We start from the raw sequence: 19753 nt of genomic DNA on the forward strand, positions 1-19753 counted from the left end.
ACCGCAGCAGCGCTTTGAAGTCGCGGCATGGATCCTGGGGTCTGCGCCGCGTCGCTGCGCTCCTTGCTTCGCCCCAGGATGACGACGTGACGGGGGTTTCGATCAGTCTCCTGGGTGTACGGTAGGGGAGATTGACCTCATGCTTGCGCCGGCAGCAGGTCGGCTATGGGCAGCGCGATCTCGTCCTTCACTGTCTTGATGACGATGTAGGTGAAGTAGCGATCGATGCCGATTTCGCGGTCGAGCAAGCCGTCGACCAGCCGCTGATAGGCGTCGATGTCGCGCGCCATCACCTTCAGCACATAGTCGACGCCGCCGCCCACCGACCAGCAGGCGACGATCTCTGGGATGTCTCGGATGACGCGCTCGAAGCGGTCGAAATCGGCCTGGCGGTGGTTGGCCAGGGTCACCTCCATCAGCACGGTGGCGACGGGTGCCACGACGCGCATGGCGATCCTGGCGTGATAGCCCGAGACGATGCCGGCCTTTTCCAGCTTGCGCAGCCGCATCCAGCACGGCGTCGGCGACAGGCCGACCTGCTCGGCCAGCGCCAGCTTGGTAATGCGTCCGTCGCGCTGGATGGCGTCGAGGATTTTCAGGTCGATCGGGTCGAGTTTCGCTGATGTCATCAGAGCTCACTTTTCGTCCGAGTACCATGACGGCGCATTATTTCGATTGTCAATTGCACTGATTTCGATCTCTAATAAGTCATGACATTGTGGCAACCCGATCCCGCACTCATCAGGCGGCCGGCATATCAATCGCTGGCCGACCAGTTCGCGCGTGCCATCCATGACGGGCGCCTGGCCAATGGTGCGCGGCTGCCGACCCATCGCAGGCTGGCCGACGATCTGAAACTTTCGGTGCAGACGGTCAGCCGCGCCTATGAGGAACTGATCCGTCGCGGCCTGATTTCGGGCGAGATCGGCCGCGGCAGCTTCGTCCAGACGCAGCGCCGCGAGCCGGAGCCGCCATATCTGCCCGAGCGGCTCGGCGAAGTCATCGACCTGTCGATCCTGAAACCGGTTTGTGAGCCGATGCATCTGGAGCGGCTGAAACAAGCACTGGGCTGGCTGGCTGAGAACCTGCCGTCGAGTTCAGCACTTTCGTTCCGGCCCAACATGGTGTTTCCGCGCCACCGCGCGGTGGCGGTCGAATGGCTGAGGCTTTGTGGCCTCGATGCATCGCCGCAGAACGTCAGCCTGACCAACGGCGCCACCGCCGGCATGACCGTGGCGCTGATGAGCGTCGCGCCGCCGGGTTCGACGGTTGCCACCGAGGCGATCGGCCACCATACGCTGGTGCCGTTGGCACGCTATCTCGGCTTCAATCTGGAAGGCCTGCCGATCGACGACAACGGCCTGATCCCGGAAGCGCTGGACGAGGCCTGCCGGCTTTCCGACATCCGCGCGGTCTTCGTGCAGCCCTCGGTGATCAACCCGACGGCGACCCTGATGGATGCGCGGCGGCGAGAAGAGATCGCCGCGGTCGCGCGCAAGCACGACATCGCCATCATCGAGAACGATGTGCTCGGTCCGCTGGTCGAAGACCGGCCGCCGCCGGTTGCCGCGTTCGCGCCGGAGCGCACGCTCTACGTCACCTCCTTCACCAAGATCACCGTGCCCGGTCTGCGCATCGGCTATCTGGCCGCGCCCGACCGCTACGTCGCCGCCGTCGCCAACCGGCATCTGGTCTCGAACTGGATGGCGACGCCGCTGGTGGCCGAGATCGCCACCAAATGGGTGACCGACGGCACGGCGATGGAGCTTGTCCACTGGCAGCGCGCGGCTTTGCGGCGCCGGCAGGATATTGCAGCGCAAGTGCTGGCGGGGGTGGACTATCGCGCCCGGCGCGACGGGTTGCATGTCTGGCTGCAACTGCCGGCCGACCGGGCTGAGGAAAGCTTTGTCGCCCAGGCTCGCCTGCAGGGCGTGGCGATTGCACCCGGCACGTCCTTCCGTATTTCGGCTGCGCCGTGGCATCCGGCGGTTCGTATCTCGCTGGGTTCGACCACCGAGGGGGAACTGCGCGCCGGCCTCGGCGTTGTCACCAAGCTTTTGCTCGGCGATCCCGAGCACCTGCTGCTCGCTATCTAGCGAGTGCGCCGCTATCCGGGTGATGCCGGCCTGCGAAAGGCAGCCTCCTGCGCTTCCGGTACTCACGTACGAAAAGTACGCTCCGTTCCGGTTCTCGGAGGCTCCCATTCTCGGCTCGGCCTGACCCGAATCCCGGCGCACTCTTCGGCACTGGTTGCTCAAGAATTGTGCGGAATGGGAAATATTGTCATGATATTATTTTCCCGATTGACATGATTTGGCGCGTTCCGCATCGTTAAGGGGCACAGGCTTCTCCAGCACGGGGAATTTATTTGTCCGCATCAGCGCCCATCATCAAGATCGACGACATCTCGAAGAGCTTCGGCAGCTTCAAGGTGCTGGACGGCCTGTCGATGCAGGTCATGCCCGGCGAGAAGCTGGCGCTGATCGGCCCGTCGGGTTCGGGCAAGACGACGATCCTGCGCATCCTGATGACGCTTGAGCGCATCGATGGCGGTCATATCCAGATCGACGGCGAGCAGCTCTACCACATGGAGCGCAACGGACAGTTGCTGTCCGCCGATGAGCGGCATCTCACAAGGATGCGCCAGAAGATCGGCATGGTCTTCCAGCTGTTCAACCTGTTCCCGCACAAATGCGTCATGGACAATGTCACGTTGGCGCCGATGCTGACCAAGGGCACGCCGCGTGCCGCCGCCGAAAAGCGGGCGATGGAACTGCTTGAAATGGTCGGCATGGCCGACAAGGCCAAGTCCATGCCGGCACAGCTCTCCGGGGGGCAGAAGCAGCGCGTGGCGATCGCCCGGGCGCTGGCGCTGTCGCCAAAGATCATGCTGTTCGATGAGGTGACGTCGGCGCTCGATCCGGAACTGGTCGAGGAGGTGATGAACGTCATGCGCAAGCTGGCCGCCGAGACCGACATGACCATGCTGCTGGTCACCCACGAGATGGGCTTTGCCCATGATTTCGCCGACCGGGTACTGTTCTTCGATCGTGGCAGGATCGTCGAGGAGGGCAAGCCCGACGAGATTTTCCGCAATCCCAAGCAGGAGCGCACGCAAGGCTTCCTGAAGAAGATCATCGCGGCCGGACATCGCGTCTGACCGCAATGCCCAGGGCGACGAAGTCGTCCCGAGGTGGCGAGAGCCGCCCCGTAACAAAGCAAGACAAGAAACAAGGAGTTGGGAACAATGAAGAAGAAACTTGGCATTCTGGCTGGCGTCGCCAGCCTTACGCTGGCGGCGGTGCTGGCCGCCTCGAGCGTGGGTTCGGCCGATGACAGCAAGCTCGAACAACTCAAGGCGCAGGGTTTCGCTCGCCTCGCCATCGCCAACGAGCCGCCCTACACGGCGGTCGCCGCCGACGGCAAAGTTTCGGGTGCCGCGCCCGATGTGGCCCGCGAGATATTCAAGCGGCTCGGCGTCGCCGACGTCGCCGCTTCGATCTCTGAATATGGCGCCATGATCCCCGGCCTGCAGGCCGGTCGCTTCGATGTCGTCACCGCCGGCCTGTTCATGAAGCCGGAACGCTGCGCCGCCGTCGTCTATTCCGAGCCGGTGCTTTGCGATGCCGAGGCGATGTTGGTGAAGAAGGGCAATCCGAAGGGCTTCAAGAGCTATGAGGATGTCGCCAAGGATACGACTGCGACCATCGGCGCGCCAGGCGGCGGCACCGAGGAGAAGCTCGCGCTCAATGCCGGCGTGCCGCGCGATCGCGTCATCGTCGTGCCGGATGGCCAGAGCGGCGTGAAGATGCTCCAGGATGGCCGCATCGACGCCTATTCGCTGCCCGTCCTGTCGATCAATGATCTGGTCAAGAAGGCCAACGATCCGAACCTCGAAGTCATCGCTCCGGTGCAGGGCGCACCGGTCTATTGCGACGGCGCCGCCTTCAAGAAGGGCGATGAGGCACTGCGCGACGCCTTCGACGTCGAACTGGCCAAGATGAAGAAATCGGGCGAGTTCGCCAAGATTATCGAACCCTACGGCTTCTCGGCGGCGGCGGCGATGTCGACCAGCCGCGACAAGCTCTGCGCGGCGAAGTGATTTTTCCTTCTCCCCGTTCAACGGGGAAGGTGTCACGAAGTGACGGATGAGGGGCGGCGCCAAGTTCTGAGACTCTAGTGCCGCCCCTCATCTGCCTGCCGGCATCTTCTCCCCGTAAACGGGGAGAAGGAGCTAAACCCAACGTTGGAACGTAAATGACCCAGTGGTCCGGCTATTTCGGCCTGATATTGCAGGGAGCGCTTGTCACCATCGAGCTGACGCTGATGGGGTCGGTGCTGGCGTTGATCATGGCCTTCCTCGCCGGCATGGGGCGCGTATCGCGCTTCTTTGCGCTGCGTTGGTTGGCCACCGCCTATATCGAATTCTTCCGCGGCACCTCGATCTTCGTGCAGTTGTTCTGGGCCTATTTCGTGCTGCCCTTCATCGGCATTTCGTTGACCCCGTTGCAGGCCGGCGTGCTGGCGCTCGGCCTCAATGTCGGCGCCTACGCCGCCGAAGTCGTGCGCGGTGCCATCCAGTCGATCGGCCGCGAACAGTATGAGGCCTGCACCGCGCTCAATCTCGGGCGGTGGCAAGGCATGCGCCACATCATCCTGCCGCAGGCGCTGCTGGTGATGCTGCCGACTTTCGGCAACAACGCCATCGAATTGCTCAAGGCGACCGCCGTGGTGTCGCTGATCTCGCTCACCGACCTGACCTTCCAGGCGCAGGTGGTGCGCGCCCAGACCGGCAACACCCTGGTGCCGTTCACCACCATCCTGATCATCTATTTCATCCTCGCCCTGCTCATCTCGTGGGGCGTGCGCTCGCTGGAACGACGCATGGCGCGCGGCCTCGATGGGGTGCGTGCCTGATGGCCAATTTCCTTCTGATAAATTGGGCCTGCTGATGGAATGGGATTGGAATTTCGTCTGGGAAATCATGCCGACGCTGATCCAGGGGGTGAAGATCACCATCCTGGCGACGCTGCTCGGCTCGGTGCTGGCGGCGGTCGTCGGGCTGGGCATTGCGCTGGCGCGCCGCTCGCCCAACAAAGCGCTGTCGCGCACGGTCGGCTGGGCGGCTGAATTCATCCGTGGCACGCCGCTGCTGGTGCAGCTCTATTTCATTTTCTACGTGCTGCCCGACATCGGCATCCTGTTGCCGCCGCTGGTCGCCGGTGTCATCGGGCTCGGGCTGCATTACGGCACCTACACGGCCGAGGTTTATCGTGCCGGCATCGACAATGTGCCGCGCGGCCAATGGGAGGCCGCCAAGGCATGCAATTTGAGCGCCAGTCAGACCTGGACCCACATCATCATTCCGCAGGCCATCCCGCCGATGATTCCGGCGCTCGCCAATTATTTCATCGCCATGTTCAAGGAAACGCCGCTGCTGTCGGCAATCACCGTGCTGGAACTGATGAACCAGGCCAAAAGCGTCGCCAACACCTACTATCGCTATATCGAGCCGATCACCTTGGTCGGTGCTTTCTTCCTGGTCATCAGTTTATTTTCGGTCGTGCTGCTGCGCTGGCTGGAACGCCGCTACGGCAAGATCGAGAGGTAACCGATGAAACCCTTGCCCGAGATCAAGATCTACCCGAAACGGCCGGCGCTGGATGCACGCCCGCTCGACATGCGCATCGGCCTGATCATCCTGGCCACTGACCACACCAGCGAACCGGATTTCCGCCGCATGGTGGCGAGCGAGCGGGTCGGCGTCTATGTCGCGCGCATTCCCTATGCCAACCCGACGACGCCTGAAAACCTGCGCAAGATGCAGCCGGCGCTGACGGCGGGCGCGGCCCTGATCCTGCCGGACGAGAAGCTCGATGCCATCTGCTATTCCTGCACTTCGGCCTCGGTGGTAATCGGCGATGCCGAGATCGAGGCGGCGATCCAGGTCGCAAAGCCCGGCGTGCCGGTGGTCACACCGCCGATGGCGGGCGTGCGCGGGCTGCGTGCGCTGGGCGCAAACAAGCTCAGCATCCTCACTCCCTACACGGTCGAGACATCCAGGCCGATGGCCGCCTATTTCGCGGCGCGCGGCTTCGAGATCGTCAGCTTCACCTGCCTCGGTTTCGAGGACGACCGCGAGATGGCGCGCATCGCACCGGCAACGCTTGTCGATCTTGCGCGGGAAGCCACCGGCGCCAGCGCCGATGCGCTGTTCGTGTCCTGCACGGCGCTGCGTAGCGCCCTCGCGCTCACCGGCATGGAAAAGGCGATCGGACGTCCCGTGGTGACCAGCAACCAGGCGACCGCCTGGAACTGCCTGAGATTGTGCGGGGATGAGGCGCCGCATCCTGAGTTCGGGCGGCTGATGACGTTGCCGTTGGTTCAGTAAGACGATGTCCCACATTCACGAGCGACCCCCTCTGGCCTGCCGGCTATCTCCCCCTCGAGGGGGGAGATTAGCTGCTGCCCGGCTTTCGCCAATCACCGACGTGACAGGAAGAACGGCAGCGTCGAAGCTGCCAATCTCCCCCCTCGAGGGGGAGATAGCCGGCAGGCCAGAGGGGGTCGCCCCATGACGCGCGCCGTCGCCCTAGCGGACATCCGTACCGCCCGTGAGCGTATCGCTGGTAAAGTCGAGCGCACGCCAACCGTCTTGTCCCACAGCCTCTCGGAACAGTTCGGCGTCCCCGTTCACCTCAAGCTCGAGCATCGCCAGACCACCGGCAGCTTCAAGCTGCGTGGCGCCTCGAACGCCGTCGCCTCGTTGAACGCCGAACAGAAGGCGCGGGGCGTGGTCGCGGCCTCGACCGGCAATCATGGCCGCGCGCTGGCGCATGCGGCGAAGCTTGAGGGCATGCGCGCCGTAATCTGCATGTCGCGCCTGGTACCCGGCAACAAGCTCGACGAGATCCGCCGGCTTGGCGCGGAGGTCCGCATCGTCGGCGACAGCCAGGACGATGCCCAGCAGGAGGTCGATCGGCTGGTGGCGCAAGAGGGGCTGGTGATGCTGCCGCCCTTCGACCATCCCGACATTATCGCCGGGCAAGGCACGCTCGGGCTTGAGATGATCGAGCAGGTCCCGGATGCCGCCCTCGTTCTGGTCCAACTCTCCGGCGGTGGGCTCGCCTCAGGGGTTGCTAAAGCCATCAAAGGCGTCAGCCCCCGGACAAAAGTCAGCGGTGTCTCGATGGCGCGTGGCGCGGCGATGAAGGCCAGCCTCGATGCGGGCCAACCGGTATTGGTGGAAGAATTGCCGACGCTGGCGGATTCGCTCGGCGGCGGCATCGGCCTCGACAATCGGCTGACCTTCGCCATGTGCCGCGACCTGCTCGATGATGTCATCCTGCTCAGCGAAGACGAGATCGCCGCCGGAATCCGTCACGCCTATGCGCAGGAGCGCGAAATCGTCGAGGGCGCGGGCGCTGTCGGCATCGCCGCACTGCTGGCCGGCAAGGTCAGGTCGGACGGGCCGGTGGTTGTTCTGCTGTCCGGTCGCAACATCGATATGGACGCGCACCGCACAATCGTTTGCGGCGTGGCGCCATCGCTCAAGGAGCGCGCCGCATGAGCCGGATGACCATCCTTACCGAGAAAGAGTTGCGGGCGATCGTGACACTCGATCTCGATGCCGTCGCCTGCGTCGAGAACGCCTTCCGCGCGCTCGCCACTCTGCCGGTGGCGATGCCGCCGATCCTGCGGCTAGACATTCCCGAGCATCGCGGCGAGGTCGATGTGAAGACCGCCTATGTGCCCGGCATTGACGGCTTCGCTATCAAGATCAGCCCCGGCTTCTTCGACAATCCGAAGCTCGGCCTGCCCAGCGTCAACGGCATGATGGTGCTGCTGTCAGCCAAGACCGGCCTGGTTGAAGCGCTGCTGCTCGACAATGGCTATCTCACGGATATCCGAACCGCTGCTGCTGGCGCCGTTGCCGCGAAACATCTGTCGCGGCAGGACTCGTCCGTTGCCGCGATCTTCGGCGCTGGCGTCCAAGCCGGGCTGCAACTGGAAGCACTCATGCTGGTGCGGCCGATCGCCGAGGCGCGCATCTGGGCCCGCGATGCGGCAAAGGCCGAGGCAACCGCCGGAGCCCTGCGCGAAAAGCTCGGCATTCTCGTGCATGCCGTATCAGACGCGGCAAACGCGGTCGCCGGCGCCGACATCATCGTCACGACGACGCCTTCGACCGAGCCGCTGATCAAGGCCGGCTTCGTTTCCGCCGGCCAGCACATCACCGCGATGGGATCGGACGCCGAGCACAAGAACGAGATCGCGCCGGCAATCCTGCGCATGGCCGATCTCTATGCCGCTGACAGTGGCCGCCAGACAAAGCGGCTGGGTGAGCTGCATCATGCAATCGCGGCGGGCGTGATGGCCGCGGAGGAAGAGGTGACCGAACTCGGCCAGATCATCGCCGGCGCGAAACACGGACGGCGCTCGGCCAGCGACATCACCATCGCCGATCTCACCGGCACTGGCGTCCAGGACACGGCGATCGCCACGCTCGCTCGAGACCGTGCGCGGGTGGCCGGTTCCGGGGCCATCTTCGAAAGCTGATGCTGGCCGCAGGAGCATGATCCGGAAAAGTGGGAACCGGTTTTCTCGGACAAACGGTTTTCCGTTTGTCCAGAGATCACGCTCAAACAAGAACGACGAGTTGGATTCAAAGCTGATACCGGCCGCAAGGCCCAACAAACGAGGACCAAGAACAATGCAACCGAACCTGAGATTCTCGCGCGGCGAATATGCGGATCGCCTCGCCAAGACACGCAAGGCCATGGAGGCCAAGGGCGTCGATCTTCTTGTTGTCAGCGATCCTTCCAACATGGCCTGGTTGACCGGCTATGACGGCTGGTCGTTCTATGTGCATCAGGCGGTTATCGTGCCGCCTTCGGGCGAGCCGGTCTGGTACGGCCGCGGCCAGGACGCCAACGGCGCCAAGCGCACCGCCTATCTCGCGCACGACAATATCGTCGGCTATGCCGATCACTATGTGCAGTCGACCGAGCGCCACCCGATGGATTTTTTGGCCAGCGTGCTTGCGGAGCGCGGCTGGGGCAAGCTGACAGTCGGCGTCGAAATGGACAATTACTGGTTCTCGGCGGCCGCCTTTGCGTCGCTGCAGAAGCATCTGCCCAATGCCCGCTTTGTCGATGCCACCGCGCTGGTCAACTGGCAGCGTGCGGTGAAGAGCCCGACCGAGATCGATTATATGCGCAAGGCGGCCCGCATCGTCGAGGCCATGCATCAGCGCATCTTCGACAAGATCGAGGTCGGCATGCGCAAATGCGATCTCGTCGCCGAAATCTATGATGCCGGCACGCGCGGCGTCGACGGTATTGGCGGCGACTATCCGGCGATCGTGCCGCTGCTGCCGTCAGGTGCCGATGCCTCGGCGCCGCATCTGACCTGGGATGACAGAGCGATGAAGCGGGGCGAGGGCACTTTCTTCGAGATCGCCGGCTGCTACAACCGCTATCACTGCCCGCTGTCGCGCACCGTCTTCCTAGGCAAGCCGACGCAGGAATTCCTCGATGCCGAGAAGGCGACGCTGGAAGGTATGGAAGCGGGGCTGGCCGCCGCGAAACCCGGCAACGCCTGCGAGGACATCGCCAACGCCTTCTTTGGTGTTCTCAAGCGATACGGTATCGTCAAGGACAACCGCACCGGCTACTCGATCGGCCTGTCCTATCCGCCGGACTGGGGCGAGCGCACGATGAGCCTGCGTCCCGGCGACCGCACCGAGCTCAAGCCCGGCATGACCTTCCATTTCATGACCGGCCTGTGGCTGGAAACGATGGGACTGGAGATCACCGAGTCCATCCTGATCACCGAAACCGGTGTGGAGTGCCTGGCCAATGTGCCGCGCAAGCTGGTGGTGAAGGATTGATGCCGATGTCGAATCTACATCCATCACCGGTCGCGCCGACCGTCGATTTCGACCGCGACGGCATCCAGCACGGTTTCCTGCGCTTGCCCTACAGCCGCGACGATTCGGCGTGGGGCTCGGTGATGATCCCGATCTGCGTCATCCGCAACGGCAACGGGCCGGCAGCGCTGCTGACCGGCGGCAACCATGGCGACGAGTATGAGGGGCCGCTGGCCCTCTACGATCTCGCCAGGACCCTCGATCCCAAGCAAGTCAGCGGCACGGTGATCATCGTGCCGGCCATGAACTATCCGGCCTTTCGCGCCGGCACGCGCACCTCGCCGATCGACAGGGGCAACATGAACCGCAGCTTTCCCGGCCGGCCGGACGGAACGGTGACCGAGAAGATCGCTGATTATTTCCAGCGTGAGCTGCTTCCCCGCGCCGACATCGTGTTCGACTTCCATTCCGGCGGCAGGACGCTGGACTTCGTGCCGTTCTGCGCCGCGCATACTTTGCCCGACAAGGCGCTGGAACAGAAAGCCTTCGACGCGGTCGCGGCCTTCGCCGCCCCGTTCTCGATGCGCATGATCGAAATCGACGCCGTCGGCATGTATGACACGGCAGCCGAGGAGATGGGCAAGGTCTTCGTCAGCACCGAGCTTGGCGGCGGCGGCACGTCGCGCGCGCAGACCGTGCGGATCGCGCGGCGCGGCATTCTCAACGTACTGCGCCATGCGGGCATTGTAGATGGTGCGGTCGAGAAGACTCGAACCCAGTGGCTCGACATGCCGTCGGGCGATTGTTTCTCCTTCGCCGAAGATGACGGCATGATCGAAACCATGGTCGATCTCGGTGAGCCAGTCGAAGAAGGCTCGGTGCTGGCACGCATTCATTCCACCGGCCGCACCGGCATCGCTCCCCAGGAAATCCGGGCAAAAATGTCGGGCATGCTGGCGGCGCGGCATTTCCCCGGGCTGGTCAAGGCCGGCGACTGCGCGGCGGTGGTGGCTGTGCACGTCTGAGCGATTCCGCCGAGGCTTGCTCCACCCGGTTCGCGTCCATCGTCACTTGCTCTTGATCCGTTGCGGAGCCTTCGGCGCGGCGGAAAGAAGCAGCATGGCGAGCGGAGTCGACATTGCAGGAGGATGTCACTATATAGCGGCGGCTTCGACCTGCGCGCCCGAGGGCAGCACCTCGAAGCAACTGTGAATGTGTAGTGTGTTGCGCCATCTATTGTGACGGAAATCGGCTCGGAAACCGGAAAAAAGCAAATAGAAACAGTGGCGCAGCGCTGGGCGCGACCCAGCCAACGGTACCGACCCCTCCAGAATCAGAAAATGCTCTTGACCCCTCGATTTCCTATGGCTCTGTGGACCTTGGACGGCATTGGCTTGCCGGACGACCGCGACTCGGCTGGAATGGGGACATGCATCCTTTGCGGGATGTCGACGTTTGTGATTACCAACCGGCTTTGCCGCCAGGGAACAGCAGTATGAGTGAACACGCCATCGAATTCTTGCGGGGATGGATCGGCGAAAAGGTCCATTGCCAGTCCTCCCAGGCAAGGATCGACAAGCAGGCCGAAACCCTGGCCAAGGAGTGCGCCGCCGAGGCGGCCGAGGTCGGCATCCCGCTGGAGGACATCCAGGAAGAAGTCGGCGATATCCAGGAACTTATCGCATCCCGGCTTGAGGAAGCGGCCGAGGCCGAGGAAAGCCAGCAGGCCCCCGGAAAAGCCGCGGAATGATCAAAGCCGCGGAATGATCGCATAGCGGCGACGTTGTTTCAGCGCGGGCTTCTGGCCCGCGTTTTTGTCTTCAGCCAAACTTCTCCTTGAGCCACGCCTTCGGCAGCGCCGGCACGAAATTTCCGTCGCGTCCGGTCATATCGTCATTGGCAACCAGCGCGTTGAGGATTGCTTCCTCCACGGTCTGGATCACCGCATCGAAAAACGGATCGATATCGGTGTCCGGAATAAAATCGGCGCTGGCGGTGCGGCCGGAGGGCGCCAGCGCCGCGCTCGCATTGGCGGTCGAGAAGGCGATAAAAATGTCGCCTGAACTGTGATAGCCGAAGCCGCCGGTCAAGGCGACGCCAAGCGGCACCCGTCGGGCCAGCCGCTTCATCTGATGCGGCAGGAACGGTGCGTCGGTGGCGATGACGGCGATGATCGAGCCTTTCTCGGCACGCGGTGTGCCTTCGCGGACAGCCGGTTCGACGAGTTCCGGCCCGGCGCGCAGGCCGCGAATGGCAATATTGCGCCGTTTGCCAAAGTTGGACTGCACGAAGGCGCCGACCGTATAGGCACGGCCGTGCCATTCGACGATGCGCGATGCCGTGCCGGAGCCGGCCTTGAAGCCGAAGGTGATCATGCCGGTGCCGCCGCCGACGCTGCCTTCCTCGATAGGCCCGCCGGCGGCACCGTCGAGAGCCTGCGCAACATGCTCTGACGTCAAATGGTGGCCGTTGATGTCGTTGAGGAAGCCGTCATAGGTCTCCGCCGCCACCGGCAGCCCCCAGCCGCTGTCGAGCGCTGCCGGCAGCACGCTTTGCATCCAGCACAGCGTGCCGTCGCGGGAAACACCGCAGGAATGCGTGTTGGTGATGGTGATCGGGAAGTTGAAAGCGCCGGTTTCCTCGACGATGTGCGAGCCGGTCAGTTCGCCGTTTCCGTTCTGGCTGAAAATGCCGGCGAAGACCGGCGTGGCGAGGTCGGCGAGCGGCCTGGGCAGGATCGCGGTCACGCCGGTGCGCACCGGTCCCTCGCCGACGACGAGCGCGCCATCGCCCGAAATCAGCGTCGCATAGCCGACCGTCACGCCGGGCACATCGGTGATCGCGTTAAACGGTCCGGGCCGCCCATCGAAGCCGATGCCGAAATTTCGCGCGCGCGGTTTGCCCGAGGGTGTTGTCAGATGATGCGGATTGTCGGTCATGGTCTCAGAACAGGGATCCCTGATTGCCCGGCTCCTTGGCCTTGGCCGCCGGCTTGGCCACGGCTTTCGGTTTTGCCGTGCCGGTGATCGCCACCGCATCGGCGATGCCGTCGGCGAACTCGAGCGAAAGCGCCATTCCCGACGCCACCTCGGCAGCCTGCTTGATCACCGCGCCATCCGCATCCCTCACCAGCGCAAAGCCGCGCGCCAGGACGGCCTTGTGCGACAGCGACGCCATCAACCTGTCGGCCTGGACGAGCCGGCCGCGCAGGCGCTCCAGCCTGAGCACCACCGCTTGCGTGCCGCGTCTTGTCAAAGCTGTCAGCAAATCCCTCTGCACGTGTTGCCGCCGGGCCGTCGGCTCGATCGTGATGCGGCCCTGCAGCATGGCCAGTTGCTGCTTGTGCCGCTGCAGCGATGCCCTGGCACATTTTGGCAATTGATCGGCCGCTCGGTTAAGCTCCGCACGCCGGGCTCTTGCCAACGCGCGCAGTGCCCCTTGTGCTCGCAAAAGATTGCGTTCGTTGGTGCGCCGCGCCTCGGCAATGCGCTGCGACAGCATTGCCGGTGTCAGCTTTACGGCAAAAAACCTTGCACGCTTGCGTTCGGTGGAGACCAACAGGCCCCGGCCGAGCCTGGATGTCGCCTCATCAAGGCGTCGACGCGGCAGCGCCAGCAATTGATCGGGCGAGGGCAGAGCCCGGGCGGCGGCACGGGCGGCCTGCCGCTTGCGTTCGAAATTGCGCAGGACCGCCGCTTTCAGCCGCGCACCAAGGCTGGCAAGCGTTGCTTCGAGATCGGCCTTCACCGGCACGGCGATTTCGGCCGCACCCGTCGGCGTCGGGGCCCGCACATCCGCGATGAGGTCGATCAGCGTCCAATCGGTCTCGTGGCCGACAGCCGAGATCACCGGAATGCCGGAAGCGGCAACCGCGCGGGCGAGCGCCTCGTCGTTGAACCCCCAGAGGTCTTCGAGGCTGCCGCCGCCACGCGCCACGATCAACAGATCGGGACGCTGGACGGCGCCATCCCATGCCAGCGCGTTGAAGCCGTTGACCGCGGCGGCCACTTCCGCGCCTGACGTCTCGCCCTGAACACGCACCGGCCAGACCAGGATGTGCAGCGGAAAGCGGTCCTTGATGCGGTGGATGATGTCTCGGATGACGGACCCTGTCGGCGAGGTGACGACGCCGATGACGCGCGGCATGAATGGCAGCAACCGCTTGCGACCGGCATCGAACAGCCCCTCGGCCTGTAGCCGCCGCTTGCGCTCCTCCAGCAGAGCCATCAGGGCGCCGGCGCCGGCAGGCTCCAGATTGTCGATGACGATCTGGTAGTTGGACTTGCCGGGATAGGTGGTGAGCTTGCCGGTGGCGATCACCTCCATGCCCTCTTCGGGACGGAATTTCAGCCGGCTCATCGTGCCTTTCCAGACCACGGCGTCGAGACGGGCACGGTCGTCCTTCAACGCGAAATAAGCATGACCGGACGAATGCGGTCCGCGGTAGCCTGATATTTCGCCACGCACCCGCACATTGCCGAAAACGTCCTCGACCGTGCGCTTCAGCGCGCCGGAAATCTCGCTCACCGTGTATTCGGCGGCGTTGGTGCGTGATTCGGATGCTGCTTCGCTCATCGGTCGATTGGGGAACGGTTGGGCGCCCGCGTCAAGGCGGTTGCGTCGGCCAGCCGTTCATAACCCGCATACCTGACCCTGCCTACCAGCCGGGCAGGATCTGGTTCGGCTTGGTTCGCCGCAGCTTGGTGAAGGCGAGTGCCGCGAAATCGAATGTCCCGGGATCTTCACCGACCGGCACGGAGATGTTGTCCAGGCTTTCCGAAATATGGCGGGCGAGCGCATCGACGATCTCCGGCCGCGACGTCTGGCCGCGCATGATGCCGATGCGGCAATCGGGCAGGGCGCCGAAGCCGTCGGCTTCGCTCAGCACCCGCATGCCGGGCCGCAGCGCGCATTCCGGCAGCACCGAGATCGCGAGGCCCGAAAGCACCGCGGCGGTGATGACGGTGGCAGAGAAACTGGTGAACAGGATGCGATAGTCGCGATTCTGCTGGTCGAGCACATCGACGGCGGCGCGCCGCCAGATGCAGTTCGGCCGGCCGAAGGCCATCGGCAGCGTTTCCTGCTCATGCGTCGCATGGTTGGCCGAGGTGACCCACAGCAGCGGTTCGCGCCGCACCACCTCCGACTGGCCGCGTACGTCGTTGTGAGTCACCAGCGCGAGGTCGAGATTGCCGCGCTTGATATGCTCGACCAGCCCCGGTGTCGGCTCGCAGATGACGGTCAGTTCGACGCGCGGATTGGAGCGCGTGAACCGCGCCATGATCTCGGGCAGGAAACGGTCGGCATAGTCGTCGGGCGTGCCGATGCGGATCGTGCCTTCGAGCCGCCGGTCGTCGAAGGCAGCCAGCGTCTCACGGTTGAGATAGAGCAGCCGCCGCGCATAGGAAAGCAGCTTGTCGCCTTCCTCGGTCAGCCTGTTGGTGCGCCCGTCCTTTTCGAACAGCGGCTTGCCGAGCCGCTCCTCCAGCCGACGCATCTGCATCGAAACCGCCGACTGGGTCCGGTGCACCTCTTCGGCCGCCCTGGTGAAGCTGCCGGTGTCGGCGATCGAGATGAAAGTTTGCAACTGATCGAGATCGAGCGGCGATTTCATCGACATGATCCATCACTGGTGTTGATGGTAAAGATTAGAAACATTCGTTGGATTAATCAATCGGCCGATGGCAAATTGGCATTGTCCACATGAAGGCATGTGAATCGAAGCCGGAACGGCCGCTGTCGCCAGCGCCGATCGCCTGGTTTTGCCCGTTCGAGTCTGAAGGAGACCGACATGACCACGTTCGATTTCGCCACCGAGACCTCGCGCATCACCTCGCGTCCGGCCGTTGCGACGCGCGTGGCCAACACCGTCTCCAACGTCTACCGCGCTTGGAAAAACCGCCGCGCCTTCTACCGTCTTGGCGAGATGTCGGACGCCGAACTCGCCGATATCGGCCTGACGCGCGCCGACCTGCACGTCGCCATCGACGTGCCGTTTGGCCGCGACCCGACGGCGATGCTGCGCGAAATCGCCAGCGATCGCGTCGAGACGATCGAGGACATCGCCCGCAAGGTGGCCTGATCTGATGCTTGTTGTTTGGGTTGCCGCGAACCTTTTCGGGGTTCGACGCGACTGACGAGTATGCAGGCTCCCACTCCCTGCCGGATCCCCCCGGCCCGCCTGCACTCTGCCCGGTCCTCCCAGGACCGGGCTTTTCCTTTGGCTGTCAGGCGAATGCCAGCTTTCGCGATGGCCTTGGTATCGATCTGCCGAGCTCATGCGCGGCCTCTATCCAAGATGCTATGGCGTCTTGGACATTAGCGATGGCCTCTTCAGGAGTGTCGCCATCACTCACGCAACCTGGCAGATCAGGCACCAAAGCCGAAAAACCGCCTCCATCCTCTGCAGAAAGTGGCGCAATGACGACCGGATATTCAAGTCTGTCCATCATGTCTTACCGCCGATCCATATCGCGCTTGAACTGGTCGAAGATCGTCTCCACGCCCTTCTGGTAGTCGTCACGCTGCTGGGCGCCGGTCTCGAACATCTTGCCGAACAGGTCGTCGAACGGATTTTTCGGCCTGCCGCTCGGATCGGCCTGTGGCTGCGGTGCCTGACGCTGCTGTGGGGGCGCTTGAGGCTGTTGCGGAGCCGGCTGTCCGCCAGGGATGCCGCCTAAGCCACCGCCACCTTGCCGCAGCATCTCCTCGAAGATTTTCCCCAGCGGATTGTCTCCGTAGGGGCTTTGTGTCTGCTGCGGCTGCGCCCGCCCTTGCGGCTGCGGCTGAGGCGCGCCACCGCCGAACATGTCCTGCAGCACCTTGCCAAGTGGATTTTCGCCGTAGGGATTGGGCTGCGGCTGCGGCTGGCTTTGCGGCTGTGGCTGAGGCGCACCGCCGCCGAACATGTCCTGCAATACCTTGCCGAGCGGGTTGTCCATCGGGTTCTGGGGTGCCGGCGCCTGGCGCGGCTGCGGCGCCGGGGCCTGCATGCCGCCGCCTTGCCGCATCATCTGCTCGATGATCTCGCCCAGCGGATTGTTGCCGCCGCCGCCAAAACCGCCGGCGGCCTGCATCTGATTTGTCGTCTGCTTGAACAGCCCGCCCATGACCATCGAGGCGATGGCCGGCAGCATCTGCTGCAGGATCTGCTGATTGACGCCGCTGGCTTGCGCCGCCTGGCTGGCCACGGCGCGAGACAGGTCTTTCGAGCCGAACAGGTGCCCGAGAATGCCGTTGCCCTCATCGACGCCTTGCGGCGAGAAGGCCCGGGCTGCGTCCTCGAAATACTTGGCGTGCTGGCCGCTGGCCATCGCCGTCATGAAGGCGCCGAGCCCGTAAGGGTCGGCTGTGTTGCGCTGCAGCCCCTGCGAAAAGGCCGGCAGCAATGCGGCGACCGCGGCTTGCGTCTGCTGCATCGAAAGCCCGTATTGCTGGGCAAGGGCCTGCATGCCGTTGCCGTTCTGGGCCTGTGTCAGCATGTCGAACAAGGAAGGCATTGGTCTCTCCTCCGGAAATCCTCGCCGAAGAAGCCTAGTTTGTTTCCACTTCCGATTGAAGCGACTTTTGCCGGCCGGTCAGCTTTGCCAGATCCGAGGGTTAATAGGCGTACTCCATGAAAACCGGCTCGATCGAGCCGCCCCAGCGCGTGTGGTAGGCCGACAGCATCTCCTCGGCGCTGGTTGTGCCGCGCGCCACGACCTCGTCGAGCGTGTTGAGGAACGAGGTCTCGTCATAACCGTCGCGGTTCTTCTTGCCACGGTTCTTCAGGCCCATGCGGGAAATGACCATCACGTCACGCGCGATCTCGCGCAGCGTGGTGTTGCGGAACGGTGCGGAAATGCCTTGTTCCGGCACGGCGTTGCGCATCGCCAGCGTTTCTTCATACGTCCAGCTCGACGTCAACGCCTCGGCGGCATCGAGTGCGGCTTCATCATAGAGCAGCCCGACCCAGAACGCAGGCAGCGCGCAGATGCGCCGCCATGGCCCGCCATCGGCGCCGCGCATCTCAAGGAAGCGCTTCAGCCGCACGTCCGGGAACAGCGTCGACAGATGGTTCGCCCAGTCGCCCATTGTCGGCAGCCCGTCCGGCACCTGATTGCGCGCGACACCGGCCATGAACTGACGGAAGGTGATGTGCGTCATGTCGTGATAGTGGCCGTCGCGGATGACGAAATACATCGGCACGTCGAGCGCCCATTCGACATAGTCGGCGAAACCGAAATCGGGCGAGAAGCAGAATTCGAGCAGGCCCGAGCGCTGGTTGTCGGTGTCGCGCCAGATATCGCCGCGCCAGCTCTGCAAGCCGTTCGGGTGGCTTTCGGTGAAAGGCGAATTGGCGAACAATGCCGTCGACAGCGGCTGCAGCTTCAACGACACCTGCATCTTGCGGCGCATGTCGGCTTCGCTCTCGAAGTCGAGATTCACCTGGATCGTGCAGGTGCGGTACATCATGTCGAGGCCCTTGGTGCCGACCTTGGGCATGTAGCGCGTCATGATCTCATAGCGCGATTTCGGCATTTTCGGCGTCTCGGCCAGCGACCATTTCGGGCTGCCGCCGAGGCCGAGGAAACGGATGCCCATCGGCTCGGCGATCTCGCGCACCTGCGCCAGATGGGCGTTGCCCTCGCGGCAGGTCTGGTGGATCGTTTCCAGCGGTGCGCCGGAAAGCTCGAACTGGCCGCCGGGTTCCAGCGAAATCGCACCCTGACCGGTCGGCTCGACCAGGCCGATGATGCGGCCGTCATCGACGATCGGATCCCAGCCGAGCTTTGACTGCATGCCTTCGAGAATGGCGCGGATGCCGCGCTCGCCGCCATAGGGGACCGGTGCATTGCCGTCGACATAGAAGGGGAATTTCTCGTGCTCGGTGCCGATGCGCCATTTGTCGCGCGGCTTGTTGCCTTCGGCCAGATGCTCGACGAGTTCGTCGACACCTTCGATCGGGCGGAAATCGGTCGTATCGCGCGCCATGATGGTACCCTCAGAGGCGGCCGGATGACCGCCGGCGGTAAATGGACGAAATGTCAGCAGACGATCAAGCGAAAAATCCTGAGCCACAGGTCAACAGGAATTGAACGTTGCTGGAACTCTGCATCCCTTGCAAGGGATGACGTCTCACCAGTCTCCGACAGTTGCCTGCATCACCGCGAGCGCGGCCACCGCCGCGGTGTCGGCGCGCAGGATACGCGGGCCGAGCGGAATGGCGGTGACGAAGGGCAGGGCGCGCAGCATCTTGCGCTCGTCGTCGGAAAAACCGCCCTCCGGCCCGACCAGCAGCCCAAGCTTCTTTTCCTTGACCGCCTGCAGCGCGGCCAGCGGATTGTTGGTCGAAGCATCCTCATCGCAGAAGATCAGCCGTCGCTCTGTGTCCCAACCGGTCAGCAGGCGGTCGAATTTTTCGGCTTCGCGCACCTGAGGCACCGCCAGGATGCCGCATTGTTCGGCGGCTTCGACGACATTGGCGCGCAGGCGATCGATCGACGGCTTGGCCACTTGCGTGTGCTGGGTGATGACCGGCTGCAGGATGCCGGCGCCCATCTCGACCGCCTTCTGCACGAGATAGTCGAGCCGGCCCTGCTTCAGTGGCGCAAAGCAGTAGACGAGATCAGGCAGCGGCGGCTGCGGCCGCTGCAGCGCTGACACCTTCAGCCGCACCGCCCTTTTCGTCTTCGCTGATATGGCCGCTGACCACTCCCCGTCGCGGCCATTGAACACCAGGATTTCGGCGCCTTCGCCAAGCCGCAGCACATGCAGGAGATAGTGGCTCTGCTGTTGGCCAGCGTCGAACTCGACATCCGGCGCGAGATCGTCGGGCACGAACAGACGTTGCATCTTGTAATTGGCGCGCATCGCCGAGGAATGAGCGAGCCGGCCGCCGGC

The 19753-nt window shown here is 63.9% G+C and carries 20 protein-coding genes; 12 read left to right on the forward strand and 8 right to left on the reverse strand.

Annotation, left to right across the window (positions count from 1 at the left end; genetic code table 11):
* Nucleotides 1–137 precede the first annotated feature (137 nt).
* The gene (locus tag NKJ67_RS33640) at nucleotides 138–629 is read right to left on the reverse strand and encodes an Lrp/AsnC family transcriptional regulator (protein WP_127269511.1); all 492 of its coding nucleotides are present in this window, start codon (nucleotides 627–629) and stop codon (nucleotides 138–140) included.
* Between the two features lie 81 nt (nucleotides 630–710).
* Between NKJ67_RS33640 and ehuR the strand changes: the two genes are divergently transcribed.
* From ehuR to NKJ67_RS33695, 11 genes are all read left to right on the forward strand, one after another.
* A complete protein-coding gene (gene ehuR, locus NKJ67_RS33645; RefSeq protein WP_127272428.1) occupies nucleotides 711–2096 on the forward strand; it encodes a MocR-like ectoine utilization transcription factor EhuR in 1386 nt (461 codons plus the stop codon).
* Between the two features lie 272 nt (nucleotides 2097–2368).
* Nucleotides 2369–3160, forward strand: a complete 792-nt coding sequence (gene ehuA / locus NKJ67_RS33650) for an ectoine/hydroxyectoine ABC transporter ATP-binding protein EhuA (protein ID WP_352585651.1) — start codon at nucleotides 2369–2371, stop codon at nucleotides 3158–3160.
* A gap of 87 nt (nucleotides 3161–3247) precedes the next feature.
* A complete protein-coding gene (ehuB, locus tag NKJ67_RS33655; protein ID WP_127398030.1) occupies nucleotides 3248–4102 on the forward strand; it encodes an ectoine/hydroxyectoine ABC transporter substrate-binding protein EhuB in 855 nt (284 codons plus the stop codon).
* Nucleotides 4103–4257: 155 nt separating this feature from the next.
* Nucleotides 4258–4917 (forward strand): ectoine/hydroxyectoine ABC transporter permease subunit EhuC, encoded by a 660-nt coding sequence (ehuC, locus tag NKJ67_RS33660; protein WP_013530328.1) that lies wholly within the window; start codon nucleotides 4258–4260, stop codon nucleotides 4915–4917.
* A gap of 34 nt (nucleotides 4918–4951) precedes the next feature.
* Nucleotides 4952–5611: an ectoine/hydroxyectoine ABC transporter permease subunit EhuD gene (gene ehuD, locus NKJ67_RS33665; RefSeq protein WP_127270574.1), complete on the forward strand. Its 660-nt coding sequence runs from the start codon at nucleotides 4952–4954 to the stop codon at nucleotides 5609–5611.
* A gap of 3 nt (nucleotides 5612–5614) precedes the next feature.
* The gene (gene eutA, locus NKJ67_RS33670; RefSeq protein ID WP_352585654.1) at nucleotides 5615–6391 is read left to right on the forward strand and encodes an ectoine utilization protein EutA; all 777 of its coding nucleotides are present in this window, start codon (nucleotides 5615–5617) and stop codon (nucleotides 6389–6391) included.
* Nucleotides 6392–6574: 183 nt separating this feature from the next.
* Nucleotides 6575–7570, forward strand: coding sequence for a hydroxyectoine utilization dehydratase EutB (eutB, locus tag NKJ67_RS33675; protein ID WP_352585656.1), 996 nt, complete (start codon nucleotides 6575–6577; stop codon nucleotides 7568–7570).
* A complete protein-coding gene (gene eutC / locus NKJ67_RS33680; protein WP_352585658.1) occupies nucleotides 7567–8559 on the forward strand; it encodes an ectoine utilization protein EutC in 993 nt (330 codons plus the stop codon). The genes eutB and eutC overlap by 4 nt, the downstream gene beginning before the upstream one ends.
* Nucleotides 8560–8713: 154 nt before the next feature.
* Nucleotides 8714–9892 (forward strand): ectoine hydrolase DoeA, encoded by a 1179-nt coding sequence (gene doeA / locus NKJ67_RS33685; protein ID WP_127396496.1) that lies wholly within the window; start codon nucleotides 8714–8716, stop codon nucleotides 9890–9892.
* A 5-nt stretch (nucleotides 9893–9897) separates the two neighbouring features.
* The gene (gene doeB / locus NKJ67_RS33690) at nucleotides 9898–10896 is read left to right on the forward strand and encodes a N(2)-acetyl-L-2,4-diaminobutanoate deacetylase DoeB (protein WP_502905259.1); all 999 of its coding nucleotides are present in this window, start codon (nucleotides 9898–9900) and stop codon (nucleotides 10894–10896) included.
* A 470-nt stretch (nucleotides 10897–11366) separates the two neighbouring features.
* Nucleotides 11367–11621: a DUF768 domain-containing protein gene (locus NKJ67_RS33695; RefSeq protein WP_127271474.1), complete on the forward strand. Its 255-nt coding sequence runs from the start codon at nucleotides 11367–11369 to the stop codon at nucleotides 11619–11621.
* 70 nt (nucleotides 11622–11691) lie between these two features.
* On the opposite strand, the gene NKJ67_RS33700 is transcribed toward NKJ67_RS33695, so the two are convergent.
* The 3 genes from NKJ67_RS33700 to NKJ67_RS33710 form a co-directional block, all read right to left on the reverse strand.
* Nucleotides 11692–12810, reverse strand: coding sequence for a DmpA family aminopeptidase (locus NKJ67_RS33700; RefSeq protein WP_352585662.1), 1119 nt, complete (start codon nucleotides 12808–12810; stop codon nucleotides 11692–11694).
* A 4-nt stretch (nucleotides 12811–12814) separates the two neighbouring features.
* Nucleotides 12815–14446, reverse strand: coding sequence for an exodeoxyribonuclease VII large subunit (gene xseA, locus NKJ67_RS33705; protein WP_352585664.1), 1632 nt, complete (start codon nucleotides 14444–14446; stop codon nucleotides 12815–12817).
* An 82-nt stretch (nucleotides 14447–14528) separates the two neighbouring features.
* The gene (locus NKJ67_RS33710; protein ID WP_027035580.1) at nucleotides 14529–15485 is read right to left on the reverse strand and encodes a LysR substrate-binding domain-containing protein; all 957 of its coding nucleotides are present in this window, start codon (nucleotides 15483–15485) and stop codon (nucleotides 14529–14531) included.
* A 177-nt stretch (nucleotides 15486–15662) separates the two neighbouring features.
* Between NKJ67_RS33710 and NKJ67_RS33715 the strand changes: the two genes are divergently transcribed.
* Complete coding sequence (locus tag NKJ67_RS33715) at nucleotides 15663–15953, forward strand: DUF1127 domain-containing protein (RefSeq protein ID WP_023809037.1); 291 nt, start codon at nucleotides 15663–15665, stop codon at nucleotides 15951–15953.
* Between the two features lie 145 nt (nucleotides 15954–16098).
* On the opposite strand, the gene NKJ67_RS33720 is transcribed toward NKJ67_RS33715, so the two are convergent.
* The 4 genes from NKJ67_RS33720 to NKJ67_RS33735 form a co-directional block, all read right to left on the reverse strand.
* Nucleotides 16099–16323 (reverse strand): type II toxin-antitoxin system HicB family antitoxin, encoded by a 225-nt coding sequence (locus tag NKJ67_RS33720; protein ID WP_023756835.1) that lies wholly within the window; start codon nucleotides 16321–16323, stop codon nucleotides 16099–16101.
* Nucleotides 16324–16326: 3 nt separating this feature from the next.
* The gene (locus tag NKJ67_RS33725) at nucleotides 16327–17370 is read right to left on the reverse strand and encodes a DUF937 domain-containing protein (protein WP_352585667.1); all 1044 of its coding nucleotides are present in this window, start codon (nucleotides 17368–17370) and stop codon (nucleotides 16327–16329) included.
* A 100-nt stretch (nucleotides 17371–17470) separates the two neighbouring features.
* Nucleotides 17471–18844: a glutamate--cysteine ligase gene (locus tag NKJ67_RS33730; RefSeq protein ID WP_128363625.1), complete on the reverse strand. Its 1374-nt coding sequence runs from the start codon at nucleotides 18842–18844 to the stop codon at nucleotides 17471–17473.
* Between the two features lie 144 nt (nucleotides 18845–18988).
* A complete protein-coding gene (locus NKJ67_RS33735; protein WP_127382521.1) occupies nucleotides 18989–19723 on the reverse strand; it encodes a 16S rRNA (uracil(1498)-N(3))-methyltransferase in 735 nt (244 codons plus the stop codon).
* Nucleotides 19724–19753 lie beyond the last annotated feature (30 nt).

The sequence above is a fragment of the Mesorhizobium sp. M0088 genome, from assembly GCF_040322895.1.
In the GTDB taxonomy this organism is placed as follows: domain Bacteria; phylum Pseudomonadota; class Alphaproteobacteria; order Rhizobiales; family Rhizobiaceae; genus Mesorhizobium.

Coding starts and splice junctions, on each gene's coding strand:
- NKJ67_RS33640 (WP_127269511.1), bottom strand. CDS start 629: ATGACATCAGCGAAACTCGACCCGATCGACCTGAAAATCCTCGACGCC.
- ehuR (WP_127272428.1), top strand. CDS start 711: ATGACATTGTGGCAACCCGATCCCGCACTCATCAGGCGGCCGGCATAT.
- ehuB (WP_127398030.1), top strand. CDS start 3,248: ATGAAGAAGAAACTTGGCATTCTGGCTGGCGTCGCCAGCCTTACGCTG.
- ehuC (WP_013530328.1), top strand. CDS start 4,258: ATGACCCAGTGGTCCGGCTATTTCGGCCTGATATTGCAGGGAGCGCTT.
- ehuD (WP_127270574.1), top strand. CDS start 4,952: ATGGAATGGGATTGGAATTTCGTCTGGGAAATCATGCCGACGCTGATC.
- eutA (WP_352585654.1), top strand. CDS start 5,615: ATGAAACCCTTGCCCGAGATCAAGATCTACCCGAAACGGCCGGCGCTG.
- eutB (WP_352585656.1), top strand. CDS start 6,575: ATGACGCGCGCCGTCGCCCTAGCGGACATCCGTACCGCCCGTGAGCGT.
- eutC (WP_352585658.1), top strand. CDS start 7,567: ATGAGCCGGATGACCATCCTTACCGAGAAAGAGTTGCGGGCGATCGTG.
- doeA (WP_127396496.1), top strand. CDS start 8,714: ATGCAACCGAACCTGAGATTCTCGCGCGGCGAATATGCGGATCGCCTC.
- doeB (WP_502905259.1), top strand. CDS start 9,898: ATGTCGAATCTACATCCATCACCGGTCGCGCCGACCGTCGATTTCGAC.
- NKJ67_RS33695 (WP_127271474.1), top strand. CDS start 11,367: ATGAGTGAACACGCCATCGAATTCTTGCGGGGATGGATCGGCGAAAAG.
- NKJ67_RS33700 (WP_352585662.1), bottom strand. CDS start 12,810: ATGACCGACAATCCGCATCATCTGACAACACCCTCGGGCAAACCGCGC.
- xseA (WP_352585664.1), bottom strand. CDS start 14,446: ATGAGCGAAGCAGCATCCGAATCACGCACCAACGCCGCCGAATACACG.
- NKJ67_RS33710 (WP_027035580.1), bottom strand. CDS start 15,485: ATGAAATCGCCGCTCGATCTCGATCAGTTGCAAACTTTCATCTCGATC.
- NKJ67_RS33715 (WP_023809037.1), top strand. CDS start 15,663: ATGACCACGTTCGATTTCGCCACCGAGACCTCGCGCATCACCTCGCGT.
- NKJ67_RS33720 (WP_023756835.1), bottom strand. CDS start 16,323: ATGATGGACAGACTTGAATATCCGGTCGTCATTGCGCCACTTTCTGCA.
- NKJ67_RS33725 (WP_352585667.1), bottom strand. CDS start 17,370: ATGCCTTCCTTGTTCGACATGCTGACACAGGCCCAGAACGGCAACGGC.
- NKJ67_RS33730 (WP_128363625.1), bottom strand. CDS start 18,844: ATGGCGCGCGATACGACCGATTTCCGCCCGATCGAAGGTGTCGACGAA.
- NKJ67_RS33735 (WP_127382521.1), bottom strand. CDS start 19,723: ATGCGCGCCAATTACAAGATGCAACGTCTGTTCGTGCCCGACGATCTC.